This window comes from Parvularculales bacterium (genome assembly GCA_036881865.1).
In the GTDB taxonomy this organism is placed as follows: Bacteria; Pseudomonadota; Alphaproteobacteria; order JAPOUT01; family JBAJNM01; genus JBAJNM01.
In genome coordinates, this window is record JBAJNM010000041.1 from 1 (window position 1) to 16,962 (window position 16,962).

At 51.9% G+C, this 16,962-nt stretch carries 18 protein-coding genes; 7 read left to right on the forward strand and 11 right to left on the reverse strand.

Features of this window, described 5'->3' with window-relative positions; translation table 11 throughout:
• Positions 1-149: 149 nt before the first annotated feature.
• Positions 150-1,349 (forward strand): CoA transferase, encoded by a 1,200-nt coding sequence (locus tag V6Z81_08375; GenBank protein MEG9862478.1) that lies wholly within the window; start codon positions 150-152, stop codon positions 1,347-1,349.
• Positions 1,350-1,353: 4 nt separating this feature from the next.
• Complete coding sequence (locus V6Z81_08380; GenBank protein MEG9862479.1) at positions 1,354-2,772, forward strand: MFS transporter; 1,419 nt, start codon at positions 1,354-1,356, stop codon at positions 2,770-2,772.
• Here V6Z81_08380 and thrS read toward each other — a convergent pair whose 3' ends face one another.
• From thrS to cysS, 4 genes are read right to left on the reverse strand one after another with little or no spacing between them, the layout of a single operon-like run.
• The gene (gene thrS, locus V6Z81_08385) at positions 2,773-4,692 is read right to left on the reverse strand and encodes a threonine--tRNA ligase (protein ID MEG9862480.1); all 1,920 of its coding nucleotides are present in this window, start codon (positions 4,690-4,692) and stop codon (positions 2,773-2,775) included.
• 15 nt (positions 4,693-4,707) lie between these two features.
• Positions 4,708-4,980: a membrane protein insertion efficiency factor YidD gene (yidD, locus tag V6Z81_08390; GenBank protein MEG9862481.1), complete on the reverse strand. Its 273-nt coding sequence runs from the start codon at positions 4,978-4,980 to the stop codon at positions 4,708-4,710.
• Positions 4,981-5,003: 23 nt separating this feature from the next.
• The gene (locus tag V6Z81_08395) at positions 5,004-5,447 is read right to left on the reverse strand and encodes an iron-sulfur cluster assembly scaffold protein (protein ID MEG9862482.1); all 444 of its coding nucleotides are present in this window, start codon (positions 5,445-5,447) and stop codon (positions 5,004-5,006) included.
• A 26-nt stretch (positions 5,448-5,473) separates the two neighbouring features.
• Positions 5,474-6,847, reverse strand: coding sequence for a cysteine--tRNA ligase (gene cysS, locus V6Z81_08400; GenBank protein ID MEG9862483.1), 1,374 nt, complete (start codon positions 6,845-6,847; stop codon positions 5,474-5,476).
• A 296-nt stretch (positions 6,848-7,143) separates the two neighbouring features.
• Between cysS and folE the strand changes: the two genes are divergently transcribed.
• Genes folE through V6Z81_08415 form a run of 3 tightly spaced genes read left to right on the forward strand, consistent with a single transcriptional unit; the run spans position 7,144 to position 9,236 of the window.
• The gene (gene folE, locus V6Z81_08405; protein MEG9862484.1) at positions 7,144-7,764 is read left to right on the forward strand and encodes a GTP cyclohydrolase I FolE; all 621 of its coding nucleotides are present in this window, start codon (positions 7,144-7,146) and stop codon (positions 7,762-7,764) included.
• A gap of 51 nt (positions 7,765-7,815) precedes the next feature.
• A complete protein-coding gene (gene hisI, locus V6Z81_08410; protein ID MEG9862485.1) occupies positions 7,816-8,310 on the forward strand; it encodes a phosphoribosyl-AMP cyclohydrolase in 495 nt (164 codons plus the stop codon).
• Positions 8,311-8,324: 14 nt separating this feature from the next.
• Entirely contained in the window at positions 8,325-9,236 is a 912-nt protein-coding gene (locus V6Z81_08415) for a patatin-like phospholipase family protein (protein ID MEG9862486.1), read from the forward strand.
• A 43-nt stretch (positions 9,237-9,279) separates the two neighbouring features.
• Here V6Z81_08415 and V6Z81_08420 read toward each other — a convergent pair whose 3' ends face one another.
• The 7 genes from V6Z81_08420 to cysE form a co-directional block, all read right to left on the reverse strand.
• Entirely contained in the window at positions 9,280-10,011 is a 732-nt protein-coding gene (locus tag V6Z81_08420; GenBank protein ID MEG9862487.1) for a rhomboid family intramembrane serine protease, read from the reverse strand.
• A gap of 12 nt (positions 10,012-10,023) precedes the next feature.
• Positions 10,024-11,673, reverse strand: a complete 1,650-nt coding sequence (locus tag V6Z81_08425) for a choline dehydrogenase (GenBank protein MEG9862488.1) — start codon at positions 11,671-11,673, stop codon at positions 10,024-10,026.
• A 151-nt stretch (positions 11,674-11,824) separates the two neighbouring features.
• Positions 11,825-12,601 (reverse strand): enoyl-CoA hydratase-related protein, encoded by a 777-nt coding sequence (locus V6Z81_08430; GenBank protein ID MEG9862489.1) that lies wholly within the window; start codon positions 12,599-12,601, stop codon positions 11,825-11,827.
• A 16-nt stretch (positions 12,602-12,617) separates the two neighbouring features.
• Positions 12,618-13,157 (reverse strand): gamma carbonic anhydrase family protein, encoded by a 540-nt coding sequence (locus tag V6Z81_08435; GenBank protein ID MEG9862490.1) that lies wholly within the window; start codon positions 13,155-13,157, stop codon positions 12,618-12,620.
• Between the two features lie 10 nt (positions 13,158-13,167).
• Positions 13,168-13,392, reverse strand: coding sequence for a DUF3126 family protein (locus V6Z81_08440; protein MEG9862491.1), 225 nt, complete (start codon positions 13,390-13,392; stop codon positions 13,168-13,170).
• Between the two features lie 21 nt (positions 13,393-13,413).
• On the reverse strand, positions 13,414-14,229 hold the full coding sequence (locus V6Z81_08445) for a glucose 1-dehydrogenase (GenBank protein MEG9862492.1): 816 nt from the start codon (positions 14,227-14,229) through the stop codon (positions 13,414-13,416).
• Positions 14,230-14,242: 13 nt separating this feature from the next.
• The gene (gene cysE, locus V6Z81_08450; protein MEG9862493.1) at positions 14,243-15,061 is read right to left on the reverse strand and encodes a serine O-acetyltransferase; all 819 of its coding nucleotides are present in this window, start codon (positions 15,059-15,061) and stop codon (positions 14,243-14,245) included.
• Positions 15,062-15,239: 178 nt separating this feature from the next.
• Between cysE and V6Z81_08455 the strand changes: the two genes are divergently transcribed.
• Positions 15,240-16,052, forward strand: coding sequence for a glucose 1-dehydrogenase (locus V6Z81_08455; GenBank protein MEG9862494.1), 813 nt, complete (start codon positions 15,240-15,242; stop codon positions 16,050-16,052).
• A gap of 14 nt (positions 16,053-16,066) precedes the next feature.
• A partial coding sequence (locus V6Z81_08460) for an amidohydrolase (protein MEG9862495.1) occupies positions 16,067-16,962 on the forward strand: 896 nt, incomplete at its 3' end.

A 16,962-nucleotide genomic window follows, 5' to 3' on the forward strand; every position in this document is an offset into this window, starting at 1 on the left:
CCCCTGCCCCCATAAAGGACCGGCAAAACGCACCACAAAAAACACAAAGACTCCCAACTCCTTGCAAGCCTCCTCAAGCCCGTTGTTGACCTTCCGGTGTTTTCATGGATGATGGTTCACCGCTAACAAAACAGGGGAAAGGGTACACCATGCTGACAGGCCTCCGCGTTATTGAACTGGCCACCTATATCGCCGCACCCGCCGCCGCCGGAATGCTTGCCGACTGGGGAGCCGATGTCATCAAGGTCGAACCCCCGACAGGGTGCCCCATGCGGCTTATGTTCAGCAGTCTGCAAAATGATTTTTATCAGGGTAATCCTGTCTTCGGTCTGGATAACCGCGGCAAACGCGGCATTGTTCTGGATGTTTCCAAAGAAGACGGCATGGAAGCCCTCAAACGGCTGGTAAAAGACGCCGATGTTTTTATCACCAACCTGCGTCCGGACAGCATGAAAAGTCTGGCGGTTGAATATGACGATCTGAAAACCGTTAACCCCCGCCTTGTTTATGCAAGTCTTACGGGCTACGGCCTTCAGGGAGAGGAGAAAAACCGCGCCGGACTCGATATCGCCGCCTTTTATGCCCGCTCCGGATTTGGTCATCTGTCAACCATCAAAGGCGGTGAACCAGTGTTGATGCGCACCGCCGTCGGTGACCATATCACCGGCGTCGGGATGGTAGCGGGTATTATGGCGGCCCTTCTGGAGCGCGAAAAAACCGGGCGCGGTAAATTCGTAGAAGCCTCCCTTCTGCGCGCCGGTGTTTATGCGGCAGGTTCAGACATGTCTATTCAGCTTAAGTTTAATCGTGTCGGGTCTCTTAAGGCGCGGCATGACTCGGTTAATCCTCTGAGCAATTTCTTCAAGACCAAAGAAGGCTCATGGTTTGTTATCGTGCCACGTCAGGGAGAGAAAGACTGGCCGGCACTATGCCGCGCTATCGGCAAGCCGGAACTCATTGACGACGAGCGGTTTAACGGCAACCGGGCACGACGCAATAACGCCGCAGAACTGGTCGATATGCTGGACGCCGAATTTGCCGCTCATGATATGAACGAATGGAAACAAAAACTGGATGCGGAGGATATTGTCTGGGCTCCGATGCAAAGTCCGGCACAGGTGGCGGAAGACCCTCAGGCCATTGCGGCAGGCGCTTTTGTTGAAATGACCGATCAAAACAGTAATGAGACGTATCTCTCTCCGGCCCCACCGGTGCGGTTTCCTGAAGAAGGTGATACTCCCAAGAGAGGCGCACCGGAGCTGGGACAACATACCGAGCAGGTGCTGAAAGAAATCGGCTACGATAATAAGACCATAACCGAGCTTAAGACATCAGGCGCTCTGGGATAAACCGGTGAGCGATATCCCCGCAGGCCCCGCCAAAGACACAACAAATCCGGCATCCGAACCTCCCTGGCCTCACCCGGCCTATGCTTGGTATGTGGTCGTGGTTCTGGTGATTGCATATACGTTTTCTTTCATTGACCGGCAGATCTTAAGTCTGTTGGTAGGGCCAATGAAGCAAGACCTCGATATTAGTGACACCCAGATGAGTTTGTTACAGGGTTTTGCTTTTGCCCTGTTTTATACCATCATGGGGTTGCCCATCGGACGTATGGTGGACAGACGACACCGTATTCGCATTATTGCGGTGGGGATTTTCTTCTGGAGCCTCATGACGGCCTTGTGCGGCATAGCACGTCAGTATTGGCAATTATTTCTGTTTCGCATGGGCGTCGGTGTCGGGGAGGCCGCCCTATCACCTGCGGCCTATTCTCTTATTTCGGACTATTTCAAACCTCACCGCATTGGCGTTGCGCTGGGGGTTTACGGCATGGGGGTTTATATCGGCGCCGGACTGGCGCTGGTGATCGGCGGCCTTGTTATCCAGGGCGTTTCCGGGGGCGATGACATTATTCTACCTCTGGTGGGAGAAGTGCGGCCCTGGCAGTTAGTGTTTTTTATTGTGGGCTTTCCCGGATTTCTTGTTGCCTTGTGGGCGCTCACCCTCAAAGAGCCAGTGCGGCGGGGGCTGTCTCAATCTGCCATGCAAACGGCTACATCTATCAATGCAGCCGGCAAAATCCCTGCCGCCATTCCATTAAGAAAAGTGCTGGCTTATATGAACGCCAACCGGCTGGCGTTGTTTTGCCTGAGCATGTGCTATGCGCTGGTTGCCATGATGGCTTATGGGGTAGCGGCGTGGATACCGGAGTTTTTCATTCGAACTCATGGCTGGAGCGCCGGAGATGCGGGCATCGTCTATGGGCTTATCATTGTCGTTTTTGGAACGGCCGGTGTGGTATGCGGCGGATGGCTGGGTGATGTCTTAACGTCCCGCGGTATTCGCAGTGGCCGTATGTGGGTGATGACAGGGAGTGCCGTAGCCTCCATTCCCTTTGCCCTGTTTTATCCACTCGTAGAGAGCGATACGCTGGCTCTTATTATATTGATGCCCTCGACATTTTTTGCGACCTTTGTTACCGGCGCCGGACCTTCCGCCATTCCGGAAATTACGCCTAACCAGATGCGCGGTTTTGTTGCTGCCTTCATTATTTTTGTGGTCAATATTATTGGTCTGGGTATCGGCCCCACATCCATTGCCCTGATGACAGATTATTTTTTTCAGGACGAAGCCATGCTTAATTATTCTCTGGCCATTGTGCCGACTATTATCCTGACACTGGCGGCTATCATAGGGTTTATCGGTATAAAACCTTATGAACATAACCGCGACTATCTAAAGGCTTATCAAGTCAGGGAAAGCCAGTAACTAACGCCGGTCCGGCGGGCGGGCCTCATCAACAAGCCCCTCTATAGCCTTACCAAGAGACAGGCGAGTTTGGTCTTTGCACCCCAGACGCCGCATACTGACAGATTCTTTCTCCTGTTCCTGCTTTCCCACCACCATGATAGCCGGAACATGAGCCAAAGAGTGCTCCCGCACCTTGTAGTTGATTTTTTCGTTGCGGATATCAAGGGTCGCCCGCAAACCCGCATTCTCCAGTTCCGCCAAAACCTTACGGGCATAATCATCAACATCATTGGTAATCGAGGCTACCACCGCCTGAACCGGCGCCAGCCACAACGGAAAACGTCCTTCATATTGTTCAATCAAAATGCCGATAAAGCGCTCCATGGACCCCAAAATTGCGCGGTGTAGCATTACCGGCACATGGCGGTTGCTGTCTTCACCAACATAAGTGGCACCCAACAAGGTTGGCAGATTGAAGTCCACCTGCAAAGTGCCGCACTGCCACGAGCGGCCTATGGCATCGCGCAGATGAAACTCCAGCTTCGGACCATAAAAAGCCCCCTCACCCGGGTTCATTTCGTAGGGCAAACCTGATGCTTTGGTGGCCTCCTCAAGGGCCTGTTCGGCCCTGTCCCACACATCATCAGAGCCGGTGCGCACCTCAGGCCTGTCGGCAAACATGATGCGAATATCCTCAAAGCCCAGATCCCGGTATATCTCTTCAAGCAGGTGGCAAAAACTTTGAGTTTCGCTGTTAATCTGCTCCTCGGTGCAGAAAATATGGGCGTCATCCTGCACAAACCCCCGCACCCGCATGAGCCCATGGAGCGCACCGGAGGGCTCATTGCGCACACATGCGCCAAACTCCGACAGCCGCAAGGGTAAATCCCGATAACTCTTGAGACCCTGATTAAAAACCTGCACATGACCGGGGCAACTCATGGGTTTAACAGCCATGGTGCGGGCATGGTCAGATTCGCTAATAAACATGTTTTCGCGAAATTTTTCCCAGTGCCCCGATGTCTCCCAGAGCCTCCTGTCAACCAGCGTCGGCGTGTTAATTTCGTGATATCCGGCCCGAATGAGTTTGCGACTCATATACGCTTGTAGCGTCTTATACAGAGTCCAGCCTGAAGGATGCCAAAACGCCATGCCCGGTGCTTCTTCCTGAAAATGAAACAGTTCCATCTCCCGACCAATACGACGATGGTCACGACGCTCTGCCTCCTCCAACATAGTCAGATAATCTTTTAGCTGCTTTTCCGTAGCCCATGCCGTGCCATAGATACGTTGCAACATTTCATTGCGGGCATCTCCGCGCCAATAGGCCCCTGCGATGTGCGTCAACTTGAAGGCCTTGCCTAAATGCCCCGTGGAGGGCAAGTGGGGCCCACGGCATAAATCAAACCACTCCCCTTGCCGATAAACGCCTATTTCCTCCCCGGCCGGAATAGACTCTATAAGCTCCGCCTTATAAGCTTCGCCCATATCCTTAAAAATCCGCACCGCTTCATCCCTGTCCCAGACTTCCCGGACAAGAGGCGTGTTCCTGTCTACAATCTCACTCATGCGCGCTTCAATGAGAGGTAAATCCTCCGGCCTAAACCGCTCCTCACGGGCGAAGTCGTAATAGAATCCGTTCTCTATCACCGGACCGATGGTTACCTGCGTGTCGGGATACAACTCCTGCACAGCCTGCGCCATCACATGCGCGGCATCATGGCGCAATAGTTCTAAACCGTCCGGGGTGTCTGCAACGATAACCTCCAACGCGCAATCTTTGTCTATAACCGTGGCTAAATCTTTCATTACGCCATCCACCTTCAGCGCAATGGCACGCTTGGCCAGAGATTTTGCAATAGTACCCGCAAAAGCCAACCCATCCATAGGGCCATCAAGGCTTCGTTGTGCGCCATCCGGCAGTGATACCGTAATCATAACCTTACACCCTGTTCACTTCTTATAATTGCCACCATAACGCCATTCGCCATACCGCCAAGGTGCATAAAACGGCTGATGCTGCACAACATCCGGGACCGGATCAAAGCCGCTTCCTCCCCAAGGGTGACACCGGCACAACCGCGCCAATATAAGCCACCCTCCGCGCCACACACCATGACGCATGATGGCCGTGGCGGCATAGGCCGAACAACTCGGCCCGTAACGGCATCGTGGCGGAAGAAACGGTGATATGCCCCATTGATAGACTTTAATGAGGCCCAACATTAATAAACGAATTACCCTAATCATTATATATCTCGTTTGGTGCCTTGTTCAATCTGCTCAAGACATTCTTCTACAGCATCAAAGGTAAGCAGAGTAGAGGCGTGACGCGCCTTAAATTCGCGCACCGGCAATAAGATTTCAAGATCGCTCCAGCGCCCGGAAGGCGGAGGGCTGTCTTCTTTCAACATCCGGCGCATTTGGGCCGCCACTTCACGCAGTTCGGCTGAGGTGGCTCCTATCACTTTATGCGCCATGATAGATGATGATGCTTGCCCTAAAGCACAAGCCTTAACCTCATGAGCGAAATCCGTAACAACGCCCTGCTCCAGAGTAAGGTCTACCGTCACCCGGCTGCCACACAGGGGACTGGTCGCGGTTGCCGTAGCATCAGGAGCCGCCAGGCGCCCAATGCGGGGAATATCTGCCGCCAAAGACAAGATTTTCTGGTTGTAAATCTCGTTGAGCATGGGTTCAAACTCCGCCTTCCGTTATCTCAATGAGCACGATGCCAGCGCGAACCAGACGGGCCATCCTCAATAATAATTCCCCTTGCCTCTAACTGCCGGCGGATTTCATCGGCCTTAGCGAAATCTCCGGCCGTCCGTGCTTGTGACCGGGCGGCCACCAACTGATCTATTTCATCACCACCCCTATCATCCGCCTCATGGACGCCCTCGCCAAACCAGTTCTCCGGCTTGTCCTGCAAAAGCCCTAACAACTCTCCGGCACTCCGAAGCTGCGCCTGCATGTTTTGTCGGGCCGCCCCCTCAGCATCCTGACATGACCGCGCCAGCCCAAACAAAGCCGCCAACGCCTGCGGCGTGTTGAGATCATCCTGCAGCGCACCCATAAAACCGGAAGGAGGGTCAGCTCGTCCGCTTTTCTCCATACCCCGCAGGGCGCGATATAATCTGTCCAGTGACCGCCGGGACTGCTGAAGTAAATCATCGCTCCAGTCTAACGGCTGACGATAATGCCCCGATAACAAAGCATACCGCACAGCCTCTCCCGGGGCTTTTGCCAACAAATCCTGCACCAGAATGATATTACCCTCAGACTTAGACATTTTTTCACTTTGCATCGTCACCATACCATTGTGCATCCAATACCGGGCAAGAGGAGCACCTTCATGGGCGCACTGACTCTGGGCCAATTCATTTTCATGATGCGGAAACGCTAAATCAAGACCGCCGCCGTGAATGTCTATGGTCGGGCCAAGATGCCGGGCAATCATGGCGGAACATTCAATATGCCAACCCGGACGACCCCGCCCCCAAGGACTATCCCAGCCCGTTTCATCATCACCTGACGGCTTCCAGAGAACAAAGTCTGCCGCATCGCGCTTGTAAGGGGCTACCTCAACACGTGCCCCGTCAATCATCTGCTCCCGATTGCGCCCCGATAACGTACCATAAGCCTCATGTGACGGCACATGAAACAATACATGACTCTCAGCAACATAGGCATAAGCTTTGTGAACAAGATCAGCTATCATCTCTATAATCTCATCCATGCTTTGAGTGACAATTGGCTCTACATCCGGCGGCAATACTCCAAGAGATATCAGATTGTCGTGATATAATGCCGTATAGCGGGTGGTGATATCCGTAAACGGTTTGTTTTCTGCTTTGGCGGCCGCTAGAATCTTGTCTTCCACATCGGTAATGTTCCGCACATAGAGAACATCCGGATAAAGATGACGCAACAAACGCACCAACACGTCAAAGACTACCGCCGGACGCGCATTGCCAATATGAGGCGGCGCATAGACGGTCGGGCCGCATACATAAATCGTCACCTGCGCCGGATTAAGGGGCTTAAAGGCTTCTTTTTTTCGCCCTACCGTATTATGAATCCGTAATACCATTATGATGGTTAGCCCTTATGCCCGCCTTTTACTCCTGACTGCCCCGCAGTCCATAACAAAATTTCCACTCTTTTTGAGTAAACAAAGCACTAAATAAAGCCTGAATACCCATTTTAGCGCAAAACACGTTGCAGAATTGAAGCCTGATTAATCTCACACCACGAGAAAATTGTGTATATAGTCGGGCCTGATATGACAAATCAGCCAGAGTATGGCATAAACCGGAGATTAGAGCGAGGTCAACCGGAGAAAACTGCACACTATCGGATATTTTCTGAAAGGAGATGGGATAGCCCATGGACATTGTGACCCACCCCCAAAGTTTCAAAAACAAAGGCGCACTTCAGCAAAGACCCAGCCGGGAAGAGGCTGAACAGGCCGTCAGAACCCTTATCGCCTGGGCCGGAGATAATCCGGACCGCGAAGGCCTCGTTGATACGCCAGCCCGTGTCGTGCGCGCCTATGAGGAATATTTCAAGGGCTACGATCAAGACCCTCACGAAGATCTCAACCGCACCTTTGAAGAGGTAGAGGGTTATCAGGATATGGTCATGTTGCGGAACATCACCATTGAGTCCCACTGCGAGCATCATATCGCCCCTTTCCTTGGAACGGCTCACGTAGCCTATGTACCCAACGGCAAAGTCGTTGGCATATCCAAACTGGCGCGACTCGTTGAGATTTTCTCCCGCCGTCTCCAGACCCAAGAAACCCTGACCATGCAAATTGCCAATACTCTGGAAGACTCAATCGAACCCCTGGGCGTGGCTACTCTCATTGATGCCAAGCATCAATGTATGACTACCCGTGGTATCCACAAACCGGATGCCTCTACAATAACCAGTCACTTCACAGGTGTCTTTCGCGAAAACCATGAGTTAGAGCGCCGCTTTATCACCATGGCCGGTATCGAATAAACTCATCATCTATTGTTAGCCATAATGGCTTGTTAAGGAGGGGTGTATATTTTGTCTGCCGCGCAGCCTCCACAATCTCCCTTATTTGGACCGCGTACCAGCGTTGAGCAGGTTGAAGAAGGTCATGTTCTGGCACCACGCTTTGATGCGGAGGGGCTTATTCCTGTTATCACCACCGATGCCGAAAACGGCGATGTTCTCATGCACGGCTATATGAATAGCGAAGCACTGGAGAAAACAATCCGCACCGGTGAAGCTCATTATTGGAGCCGCAGCCGTCAGTGTTTGTGGCATAAAGGGGCTACCAGTGGTCTGCTGCAACATGTTGTAGAGATCCGGATAGATGATGACCAAGATGCTCTTTGGATTCGGGTTCAAATTGATGGCAATGGTGCCAGTTGCCATGTTGGATATAAGTCCTGCTTTTATCGTGCGGTGTTGCGGGAAGATACCGGCAAGCCCGCCCGTTTGGTTTTTGAGGAGACTGAAAAAATCTTCGACCCTAAAGACGTCTACGGTGACGCTCCTAACCCAACCAAACTCTGAGCAACATACATTCCATGAATGAAGCGCATACCAAAATTGGCTTAGCCCTTGGTAGCGGTATCGCACGTGGATGGGCGCACATCGGCGTTATCCATGCCCTTGAGGAGGCAGGCTACAAGGCAGATGTGTTAGCAGGAACCTCCATCGGAGCCGTCGTGGGAGGATGTCATCAGGCTGGCAAACTGGACGAGCTTGAGCAATTCGCCCGTTCTTTAACACGGCGCAGGATGGTGGGCATGTTGGACTTCCGTTTTTTCTCGTCGGGACTTCTGGCAGGTGATAAAATTAAACGCCTTCTGGAAACCGGATTAAAAGACCGCACCATTGAATCCCTCCCCCGTGATTTTATCAGCGTCACAACAGAACTTGCCACCGGCCATGAGATTTGGCTTTCAAAAGGCCGTCTGGTTGACGCCCTCGTCGCCTCCTACGCCCTGCCAGGAGTGTTTCAGCCAGTGCAACAAAACAACCGCTGGCTGGTTGACGGTGCTCTGGTTAATCCGGTCCCGGTTTCCGTGTGCCGCGCCTTTGGCGCCCGGCTGGTAATTGCGGTTAATCTAAACCAACAAGTGCTCGGCAGAGGTAATCTATCTTCAGAGCCGCCACAGCTTGCAGAACCACCACCTGATCATAGTCACAACGATAACAATCAATCCGCCAAAAAAATTCTGACACGTAAACTGTTTGGCACGAGCCGAAATATGCCCGGCGTCAGCACTGTTATGCTGGGTGCTCTCAATATCACTCAAGACAGATTAACACGCTCACGTCTGGCAGGAGACCCGCCCGACATTACCATTGCCCCCCGCATGGGACACATTGGTTTGTTGGAGTTTGACAGAGCTGAAGAAGCCATCACTCTTGGGTATGAATCTGCCCGCGCCAGCCTACCTTATATTGACGAAGCCATGGCGTTACTCAGCTAGCCCCTCCGGGAATGCTTTACAAACAATTACCAAAAACAGGAAATCACCTTAAAAACAGACGCCTTAAAAACGGACGGATGAGCAAAAAACCCGCCAAGAAGCCTCCCATGTGAGCCTCCCACGCAATAGCTGCCGGTTCGCCGGCGGGCCCAATACCTGCCCAACCAAAAAGAAAATTGATGACCAGCCAGACCCCTACAAACATCACGATAGACGAAGGCTTCGGTGAGCTCGCCCACCCGTTTTCTCCACCGATTATATCGCTACCCAGTAAAAGACGGGGCCAGAACATCATCCCGATGACCCCTCCCATCAATCCTGAAACAGCACCCGATGCCCCAATGACCAGCGCAGTACTGTCAATATTAAGCGCCATATAAATCATAGAGCCGGCAAGGCCGCACAGCAGATAAAAAAGAATAAACCACCAAGGTCCCAACACACGTACCATAGGGCTACCAAACGCTAACAACCAGACAAGATTAACCACCAAATGCGTCCAATTGCCATGCAAGAATATGCTCGTTACCGGTGTCCACGAAAACATAAGTTGATATATGCCACTACCATGAAATGCACCATGACCCCAAAACGCCATTTCACGGGCGGGTATCAAGGCAAGCTGCCACAGAGCTTCATCGCGGTATTCCACCGGTAGCACAGATAAAAAACCATGCACCATGGTAATAATTACCATCAGCCAAACGACAACAGGGGACACGTTAAAAATGCGCTCACGGTCCTGTGGTAACTCAGGAGAATGCCGGGGGGTCATAAGGACGGCGTTCTACCCCGCCTGTTCCATGTAGTCTTCTGCCACCTGCACCGCTTGAGGCAGTAAGAAAGGACGCCGCCTCATATGGTCTGATATTTTCTCGGCAATCATAATGGTCGGTGCATTAGTGTTACCTCCCACCAATTTCGGCATAACGGAGGCATCTACCACCCGTAACCCCTCAACACCATAAACCCGACAATGAGTATCCACCACCGCCATAGGATTATCTTTACGTCCCATCTTACACGTGCCTACAGGATGATAAACGGTTTCCGCCGTGCGGCGTATCCAATCATCCAAAGCCTCATCGCTTGTGGCTTCCTGACCGGGCCATATCTCCTCACCACGATAGGGAGTCATAGCATCCTGCGCTATAATCTCCCGCACCATGCGTGTACCATCCCGCAAAACTTTCAAATCTTCCGGGTCTTTTAGATAATTAGGCTGGATGAGAGGCGGGTCGGAAGGGTTAGTAGATTTCAATGCCACAAACCCCGTACTGTTGGGCCTCAATTGACAAATATGAATAGTAAACCCATGGCCCTCAAAGCGTTCCCGGCCGTGGTCACGCATGACAACGCTTACCATATGAAGCTGGATATCCGGCATTTCAAGGTTGGGCCGCGTCTTAAGAAACGCCCCCGACTCAAGCCCCTGAGTAGCGCCCAACCCTTTTTTGAACAACAAATATTGCAAGCCTGTCACCGCTGCCCGCGCCGGATTTAACTGGCTATACAAAGTGATAGGCTGAAGACACCTATACTGAACCAGACAGTCCAGATGGTCTTGCAAGTTTTGCCCTACGCCCGGCAAATCCTGCACAACATTAATGCCAAAGCGGTGCAGATAATCCGCCGGACCAATACCCGACAACATCAAAACCTGCGGGGAGTTCACCGCACCTCCGCTTAGCACAACTTCATCCCGGCAATGGGCTGTACAATATTTGCCTTTACGATAATATTCCACGCCAACCGCACACCCCCCCTCAATCAAAATCCGCGATGTCAGAGCGTTTGTCTCAATTGTCAAATTAGGCCGCTTTTTCGCCTCCCGCAGATAAGCAGTCGCCGCACTGCTGCGCTTAGCTTTGCGTATCGTGTGTTGATAATAACCAACGCCTTCTTGTTGAGGACCGTTGAAATCTTCTGTTACCGGATGACCCGCCTGACGACCTGCCTCAACAAAAGCCTCAAACAAAATATTGCTGTTGCGAGCATTAGAGACCCCCAGAGGCCCATCACCGCCGTGAAAATCATCAGAGCCGTTTTCATTACCTTCCGAGCGCCGGAAATACGGCAAGACATCAGAAAAGCCCCACCCCTTAAGGCCCGATTGCCGCCACAAATCATAATCCCGAGCATGACCGCGAATATAAATCATGCCATTAATAGAAGATGATCCCCCCAGCACCTTGCCACGAGGCCAGAACAGAGACCGGTTCCCTAACTCAGGCTGCCCCTCCGTATCAAAGCACCAATTCACTTTGGGGTCTGAGAATAATCTTCCAAGCCCCGCAGGCATATGAATCAGAGCACTGTTATCCTTGCCTCCGGCTTCCAAAAGCAGGACCTGCCGCTCTTCATCTTCACTCAAGCGGGCCGCCAAAGTGCATCCCGCACTTCCTGCACCGATAATAATTACATCATATGAATTCATAATTATCCCTCTCGCTCAACCTCAACATTGTCAAAAAATAAAGCCATAAAGCAACCATCAATTGTCAGAGCACCTAAGAGTGTCAAAAAAGCCGATGCGCAACAACAGCCTCCACACACCCATGAAACAACGACACGTTACGGTTTAACTTCTAATGACCCTGCCAGCGGGGTGCACGTTTTTCTGCAAAGGCACGCGGGCCTTCGCGGGCATCATCACTCTTAAACAAAGCGCGTACGGCGTCATAAGGTTTTGCCACAGCACTTTCCAAGGTTGGCTCATCAAGGCCACCATAGACAGATTCTTTTGTGGCCCAAATAGACATAGGCGAGCAAGCCATAATTTCATCAGCCCACCGCCGGGCGGCCTCCATTAATACATCCGGTGCCATAACCTCATTCACGAACCCCAACTTTTGACCTTCAGCCGCCGATACATGACGTCCGGTCAGCAACATGCCCATGGCTTGTTTCATGGGGATTTGTCTAGGCAAACGATGCATACCTCCCGCTAATGCCGCCAACCCCACACGTGGCTCCGGTAAAGCAAACAGAGCTTTTTCTGACGCCACAATCAAATCACACGCCAAGGCAATCTCAAACCCGCCCCCCATGGCTACCCCATTAACAGCAGCGATAACAGGTTTGTTCAAATCGTACCGCGCCGTCAGACCGGCAAACCCCTTCTCCGGCATACGCACTTCATTGCCTTCCGCTTGCCATTTAAGATCATTGCCAGCGCTAAAGGCTTTTTCTCCAGCCCCTGTAATGATCGCCACCCACAATTCAGAATCGGCAGCAAAATCATCAAATACTCTGGACAATTCCTCATTAGCAGGCGTGTGCAGAGCATTCATCCGCTCAGGACGGTTGATGGTGATAGTCAGTAAATGATCCTCTCTCTTTATGTCGCAAAACTCATACGCCATGGAGTTTCCTTTCCGCTCATTTTTCCGGTGTGATGGCCTCTAAATCACTCTTAAAACGCTTCCAATTTGCTACATAAACCTGTGCCGAAAGCGCCAAACCTTTTACCTCATCCTCAGACAGAGTGCGCACAACCCGGCCCGGCGACCCTATGACCATAGAATTATCCGGTATCTCTTTGCCCTCCGTAACCAACGCATGGGCTCCAATTAAGCAGTTTTCCCCAATGCGCGCACCATTCAGCACCGTTGAACCAATGCCGATAAGAGAATTATCGCCGATAGTACACCCATGGAGCATCACCTGATGACCAATGGTAACCCCCTCACCTATTGTAAGCGGAAAGCCGACATCCGTATGCAACACAGAGGCATCCTGCACGTTAGATCGCGCCCCTATGGTTATGGGGTCATTGTCACCCCGCAATACCGATCCAAACCAAACGCTGCTATCTTCTTTCATAATAACATGACCCAGAACCTGCGCATCAGGAGCTATCCAGTAAGCACCGCTCTCCGGCAAGGTGGGAGATTTATCTCCTAATCTATACACGGTCATGCGTTCCCCCTTATTCTTCTTCTGCCATTACCGGTAGGTCAAACTCCAAAATGGCCATCTGGAAGGCATAAGAAACCTCACCATCTTCATCATCCCGAAACATAGTGCCAATAAACTCGCCATTAATATAAACTTCCGCCGAGTCATCCTTAGCGCCGCGCCGAACAGATATACCCTCACACCCAAACAGATTCTGCATATAAGTCTGCACTCTCAAAATCTCATTATTATTCATCGCGCTTACCCGCCTCTTATTTTATTGCGCCGTATAGCCGCCATCGACCACCATCTCCGAGCCCGTCATAAAACGTGCTCCATCTCCCGCCAAAAAGACAACCGCCGAAGCAATATCATCCGGGACACCCAGATGACCAATAGGATGGCTCAACGACAACATCTCAATGACCTCATTAGCACTCCCCAAACCACCCTGCGTTCTGCCAGCCTCCACAGAGCGGTCAATTGCATCTCGTACCAGCGACGTATCCACAAAACCCGGATGAATAGAGTTCACACGAATACCAAACGGTGCGCCTTCCAAAGCCGCTACTTTAGTAAGCAACCGCACACCACCCTTAGCAGCATTATAATCTGCACCATTGCCCATACCTATCAACCCCATAATGGACGATATGTTGATAATAGAGCCACCACCTGTCTCTTTCGTTTCTCTTATTTTCATGGCACGAAAAGCATGTTTGCACCCCAGAAAGACGCTATCTAAATCAATGCCGATGACCCGTTGCCACTCATCTAACGCCAACTCATCAAGAGGCTTGCCGGTAGGTGCTACGCCCGCATTATTGACGACAATGTCCACCCTCCCAAACTGCTCCAGTGCCAAAGACATAACAGCCTCCCACGCCGGCTCATGGGTTACATCATGAGCGACAAATACCGCTTCAGCGCCTGTTTTACGGATTTGCCCGGCTTGTACCTCCCCCTCATCCACCAACACATCTGTCAATATAACCTGCGCACCTGCCGCCGCCAGCCCCCGTGCCGAGGCCGCCCCTAACCCACGCGCAGCCCCCGTTACCACTGCTACTTTATTATTGAACTCAGCGACCAAACCCCTGCCCCCGTTATATCTGCCAGTCTTCACAACAAATCATGTGATCCATTTCCTGTGCCGGTTCATGCTTCTCTCCCCGTTGGACTACCTTCGCCGGAACTCCCACAGCCGTACTGTGAGCCGGTGTATCTTCCAACACAACACTACCCGCACCGATGCGAGCGCATTCCCCTATCTCTATGTTACCCAAGATTTTAGCTCCCGCCGCAATCAATGACCCCCGACGCACCTTAGGATGCCTGTCGCCGGTTTGCTTGCCGGTTCCCCCCAAAGTCACGCCATGCAGCATGGACACCTCATCCTCTACCACCGCCGTTTCACCAATAACAAGGCCCGTTGCATGGTCAACCATGATGCCCCGACCAATCTGTGCAGCCGGATGAATATCAACAGCAAACACCTCTGAGATACGGTTTTGCAAATATAGTGCCATAGGGCGGCGGTCTTTTTGCCACAACCAATGAGCCACACGATAAGATTGTAGCGCATGGAACCCTTTAAAATAAATTATTGGCTCCAGATAGTTGGTGCACGCCGGGTCACGATTATAAACCGCTACAATATCCGCCCGGCAAGCAACGCCTATATCTGCATCTGCCGACATGGCCTCATCAAACACTTGCTGTAGCAGCGTAGCGCTAACTTCCTGATTGGCAAGTTTCTGCGCCAGATGACGACACAAAACATCGTCCAATCGAGAGTGGTTTAGGACAGCTGCCAGCAAAAAACTGGCAAGTGCCGGCTCTTCTTCGGTCAGTGCATGGGCATCCTGACGAACTCGAGTCCATACCGGATCCGTATCAGCAACAGAGCGAACATGCTGTGGCATTGTGATAGCCTCCTTATACCCTAAGTCCAGTATGCAGGCTATCTGGTTAACCACCCTTCTTCAACACTTATTTCCCTTATCTTATTTCTCTTGTAACATCTATTGTCAGATGGCGGCACGAAAGAGTACCCTGTTCTGGCTGTACACTTAATTTATACGCTCAGAATGGAGAACAGTGATGACAAACACCCCATCCTCTGCCACCGACCAGAAAAATAGCGTTGCCATCGTTACCGGGTCCGCAACAGGGTTGGGCGCAGCTGTGGCCCGACAATTGGCGGATCAGGGTCATCAGGTTGTCATCAATTACACCAAAAGCAAAGCAGAAGCGGAAGCCACTCTGCAAATCTGTCTGGATGCCGGCGTAGAGGCTATCGCGGTGCAAGCCAATGTAGCTGACGATGCCGACTGTCAGCGCCTCGCAGCTACCACCATGGAGAAATGGGGACGGATAGATATACTCGTCAACAATGCCGGCATCACCAAATTTGCCGATCATGACGATCTGGACGCTTTAACGGCAGATGATTTTCAAAGGCTGTATGCTGTTAATGTAATCGGCGTTTATCAGATGGTGCGCGCCTGTGCGCCTCACATGAAAGCTGCTGGGAACGGGTCGGTAGTTAATGTTTCCTCCATTGCAGGAGTGACTGGCATTGGCTCTTCTGTAGCCTATACCGCCTCAAAGGGAGCGCTGAACACCTTAACGCTATCCCTCGCCAGAGCACTGAGCCCGGAGATTAGAGTAAACGCCGTATGTCCGGGCTTTATCGGCACGCGCTGGTTCTCTGATACTTTGGGGGATGAGATTTTGGAGCAACTCAAGCAGCAGCAAGAAAAAACTACGCCTCTCGGTCGTGCAGGAACGCCGGAAGACATCGCCGGTTCTATCGTTTTTTTTGCCAGCAATGCCTCACGACATATCACCGGCGAGACGTTGCTGTGCGATGCAGGAATGCATTTAGGGTTCGCCTCTTTAAGTATGCGCTAGAGGACCATACATACATGACAGATATCCAAAACCTTAAAGCACAAGTCTGCGAAGCCATTGATGACATGGCCCCTATGTTGGTGGAGGCGAGTCATAATATTCATGCGCATCCTGAGTTAGCCTTTGAAGAACACTACGCCACTCAAACCTTAACGGCCCATGTAGAACACGCAGATTTACCCGTTACCCGCAATGTCTTTGGTCTTGAGACAGCATTTGCGTCCACCTTTGGATCAGAGCAAAAATCGGAAGTGGCTATTCTTTCAGAATATGATGCCCTGCCCGGGATTGGTCATGCCTGTGGTCATAACATTATTGCTACCAGCGGTCTGGGAGCAGCTCTTGGTCTTGCCCGCCTCGGTGATCACCTGCCCGGGCGAGTGCGTTATCTCGGCACACCGGCAGAAGAACGCGGCGGCGGCAAAGAAATTATGGCCCGCCATGGAGCCTTTGACAGCCTTGATGCCGCCATGATGGTGCATCCGTCTGGTCTGGACCTTGTCACAATGCCCTGCCTGTGTGTGTCAGAAGTTCATATCGCCTATCACGGCAAAAGTGCTCATGCCTCGGCCATGCCCCAAGCCGGACGCAACGCTCTTGATGCCCTCGTGACTGCCTATCAATCCATTGCTCAGTTGCGTCAACATATACGTCCTACCGAGCGCATCCACGGCATTATTACCGAGGGAGGGGCGGCTCCCAATATTGTGCCAGACCGCACTGCCGGTGTTTTTTATGTGCGAGCCTCCAAAGCCACTGCCCTTGCCGACCTCAAAGTGCGGGTGCAAGACTGTTTTGAGGCCGGTGCGCTGGCAACCGGATGCGAGGCAGATATTACCTGGGCACAAGTGGATTATTTAGATCTCAAGACCAGTTGGCCTATTGCAAACGCCTATGAAACCAACGCACG

Excerpts from the sequence above, each read along its gene's own strand:
- V6Z81_08425 (MEG9862488.1), bottom strand. The coding sequence starts at position 11,673 with ATGAATTCATATGATGTAATTATTATCGGTGCAGGAAGTGCGGGATGC.
- yidD (MEG9862481.1), bottom strand. The coding sequence starts at position 4,980 with ATGTTGGGCCTCATTAAAGTCTATCAATGGGGCATATCACCGTTTCTT.
- cysS (MEG9862483.1), bottom strand. The coding sequence starts at position 6,847 with ATGGTATTACGGATTCATAATACGGTAGGGCGAAAAAAAGAAGCCTTT.
- folE (MEG9862484.1), top strand. The coding sequence starts at position 7,144 with ATGGACATTGTGACCCACCCCCAAAGTTTCAAAAACAAAGGCGCACTT.
- thrS (MEG9862480.1), bottom strand. The coding sequence starts at position 4,692 with ATGATTACGGTATCACTGCCGGATGGCGCACAACGAAGCCTTGATGGC.
- cysE (MEG9862493.1), bottom strand. The coding sequence starts at position 15,061 with ATGCCACAGCATGTTCGCTCTGTTGCTGATACGGATCCGGTATGGACT.
- V6Z81_08395 (MEG9862482.1), bottom strand. The coding sequence starts at position 5,447 with ATGCTCAACGAGATTTACAACCAGAAAATCTTGTCTTTGGCGGCAGAT.
- V6Z81_08430 (MEG9862489.1), bottom strand. The coding sequence starts at position 12,601 with ATGGCGTATGAGTTTTGCGACATAAAGAGAGAGGATCATTTACTGACT.
- V6Z81_08375 (MEG9862478.1), top strand. The coding sequence starts at position 150 with ATGCTGACAGGCCTCCGCGTTATTGAACTGGCCACCTATATCGCCGCA.
- V6Z81_08440 (MEG9862491.1), bottom strand. The coding sequence starts at position 13,392 with ATGAATAATAATGAGATTTTGAGAGTGCAGACTTATATGCAGAATCTG.
- V6Z81_08420 (MEG9862487.1), bottom strand. The coding sequence starts at position 10,011 with ATGACCCCCCGGCATTCTCCTGAGTTACCACAGGACCGTGAGCGCATT.
- V6Z81_08435 (MEG9862490.1), bottom strand. The coding sequence starts at position 13,157 with ATGACCGTGTATAGATTAGGAGATAAATCTCCCACCTTGCCGGAGAGC.
- V6Z81_08415 (MEG9862486.1), top strand. The coding sequence starts at position 8,325 with ATGAATGAAGCGCATACCAAAATTGGCTTAGCCCTTGGTAGCGGTATC.
- V6Z81_08455 (MEG9862494.1), top strand. The coding sequence starts at position 15,240 with ATGACAAACACCCCATCCTCTGCCACCGACCAGAAAAATAGCGTTGCC.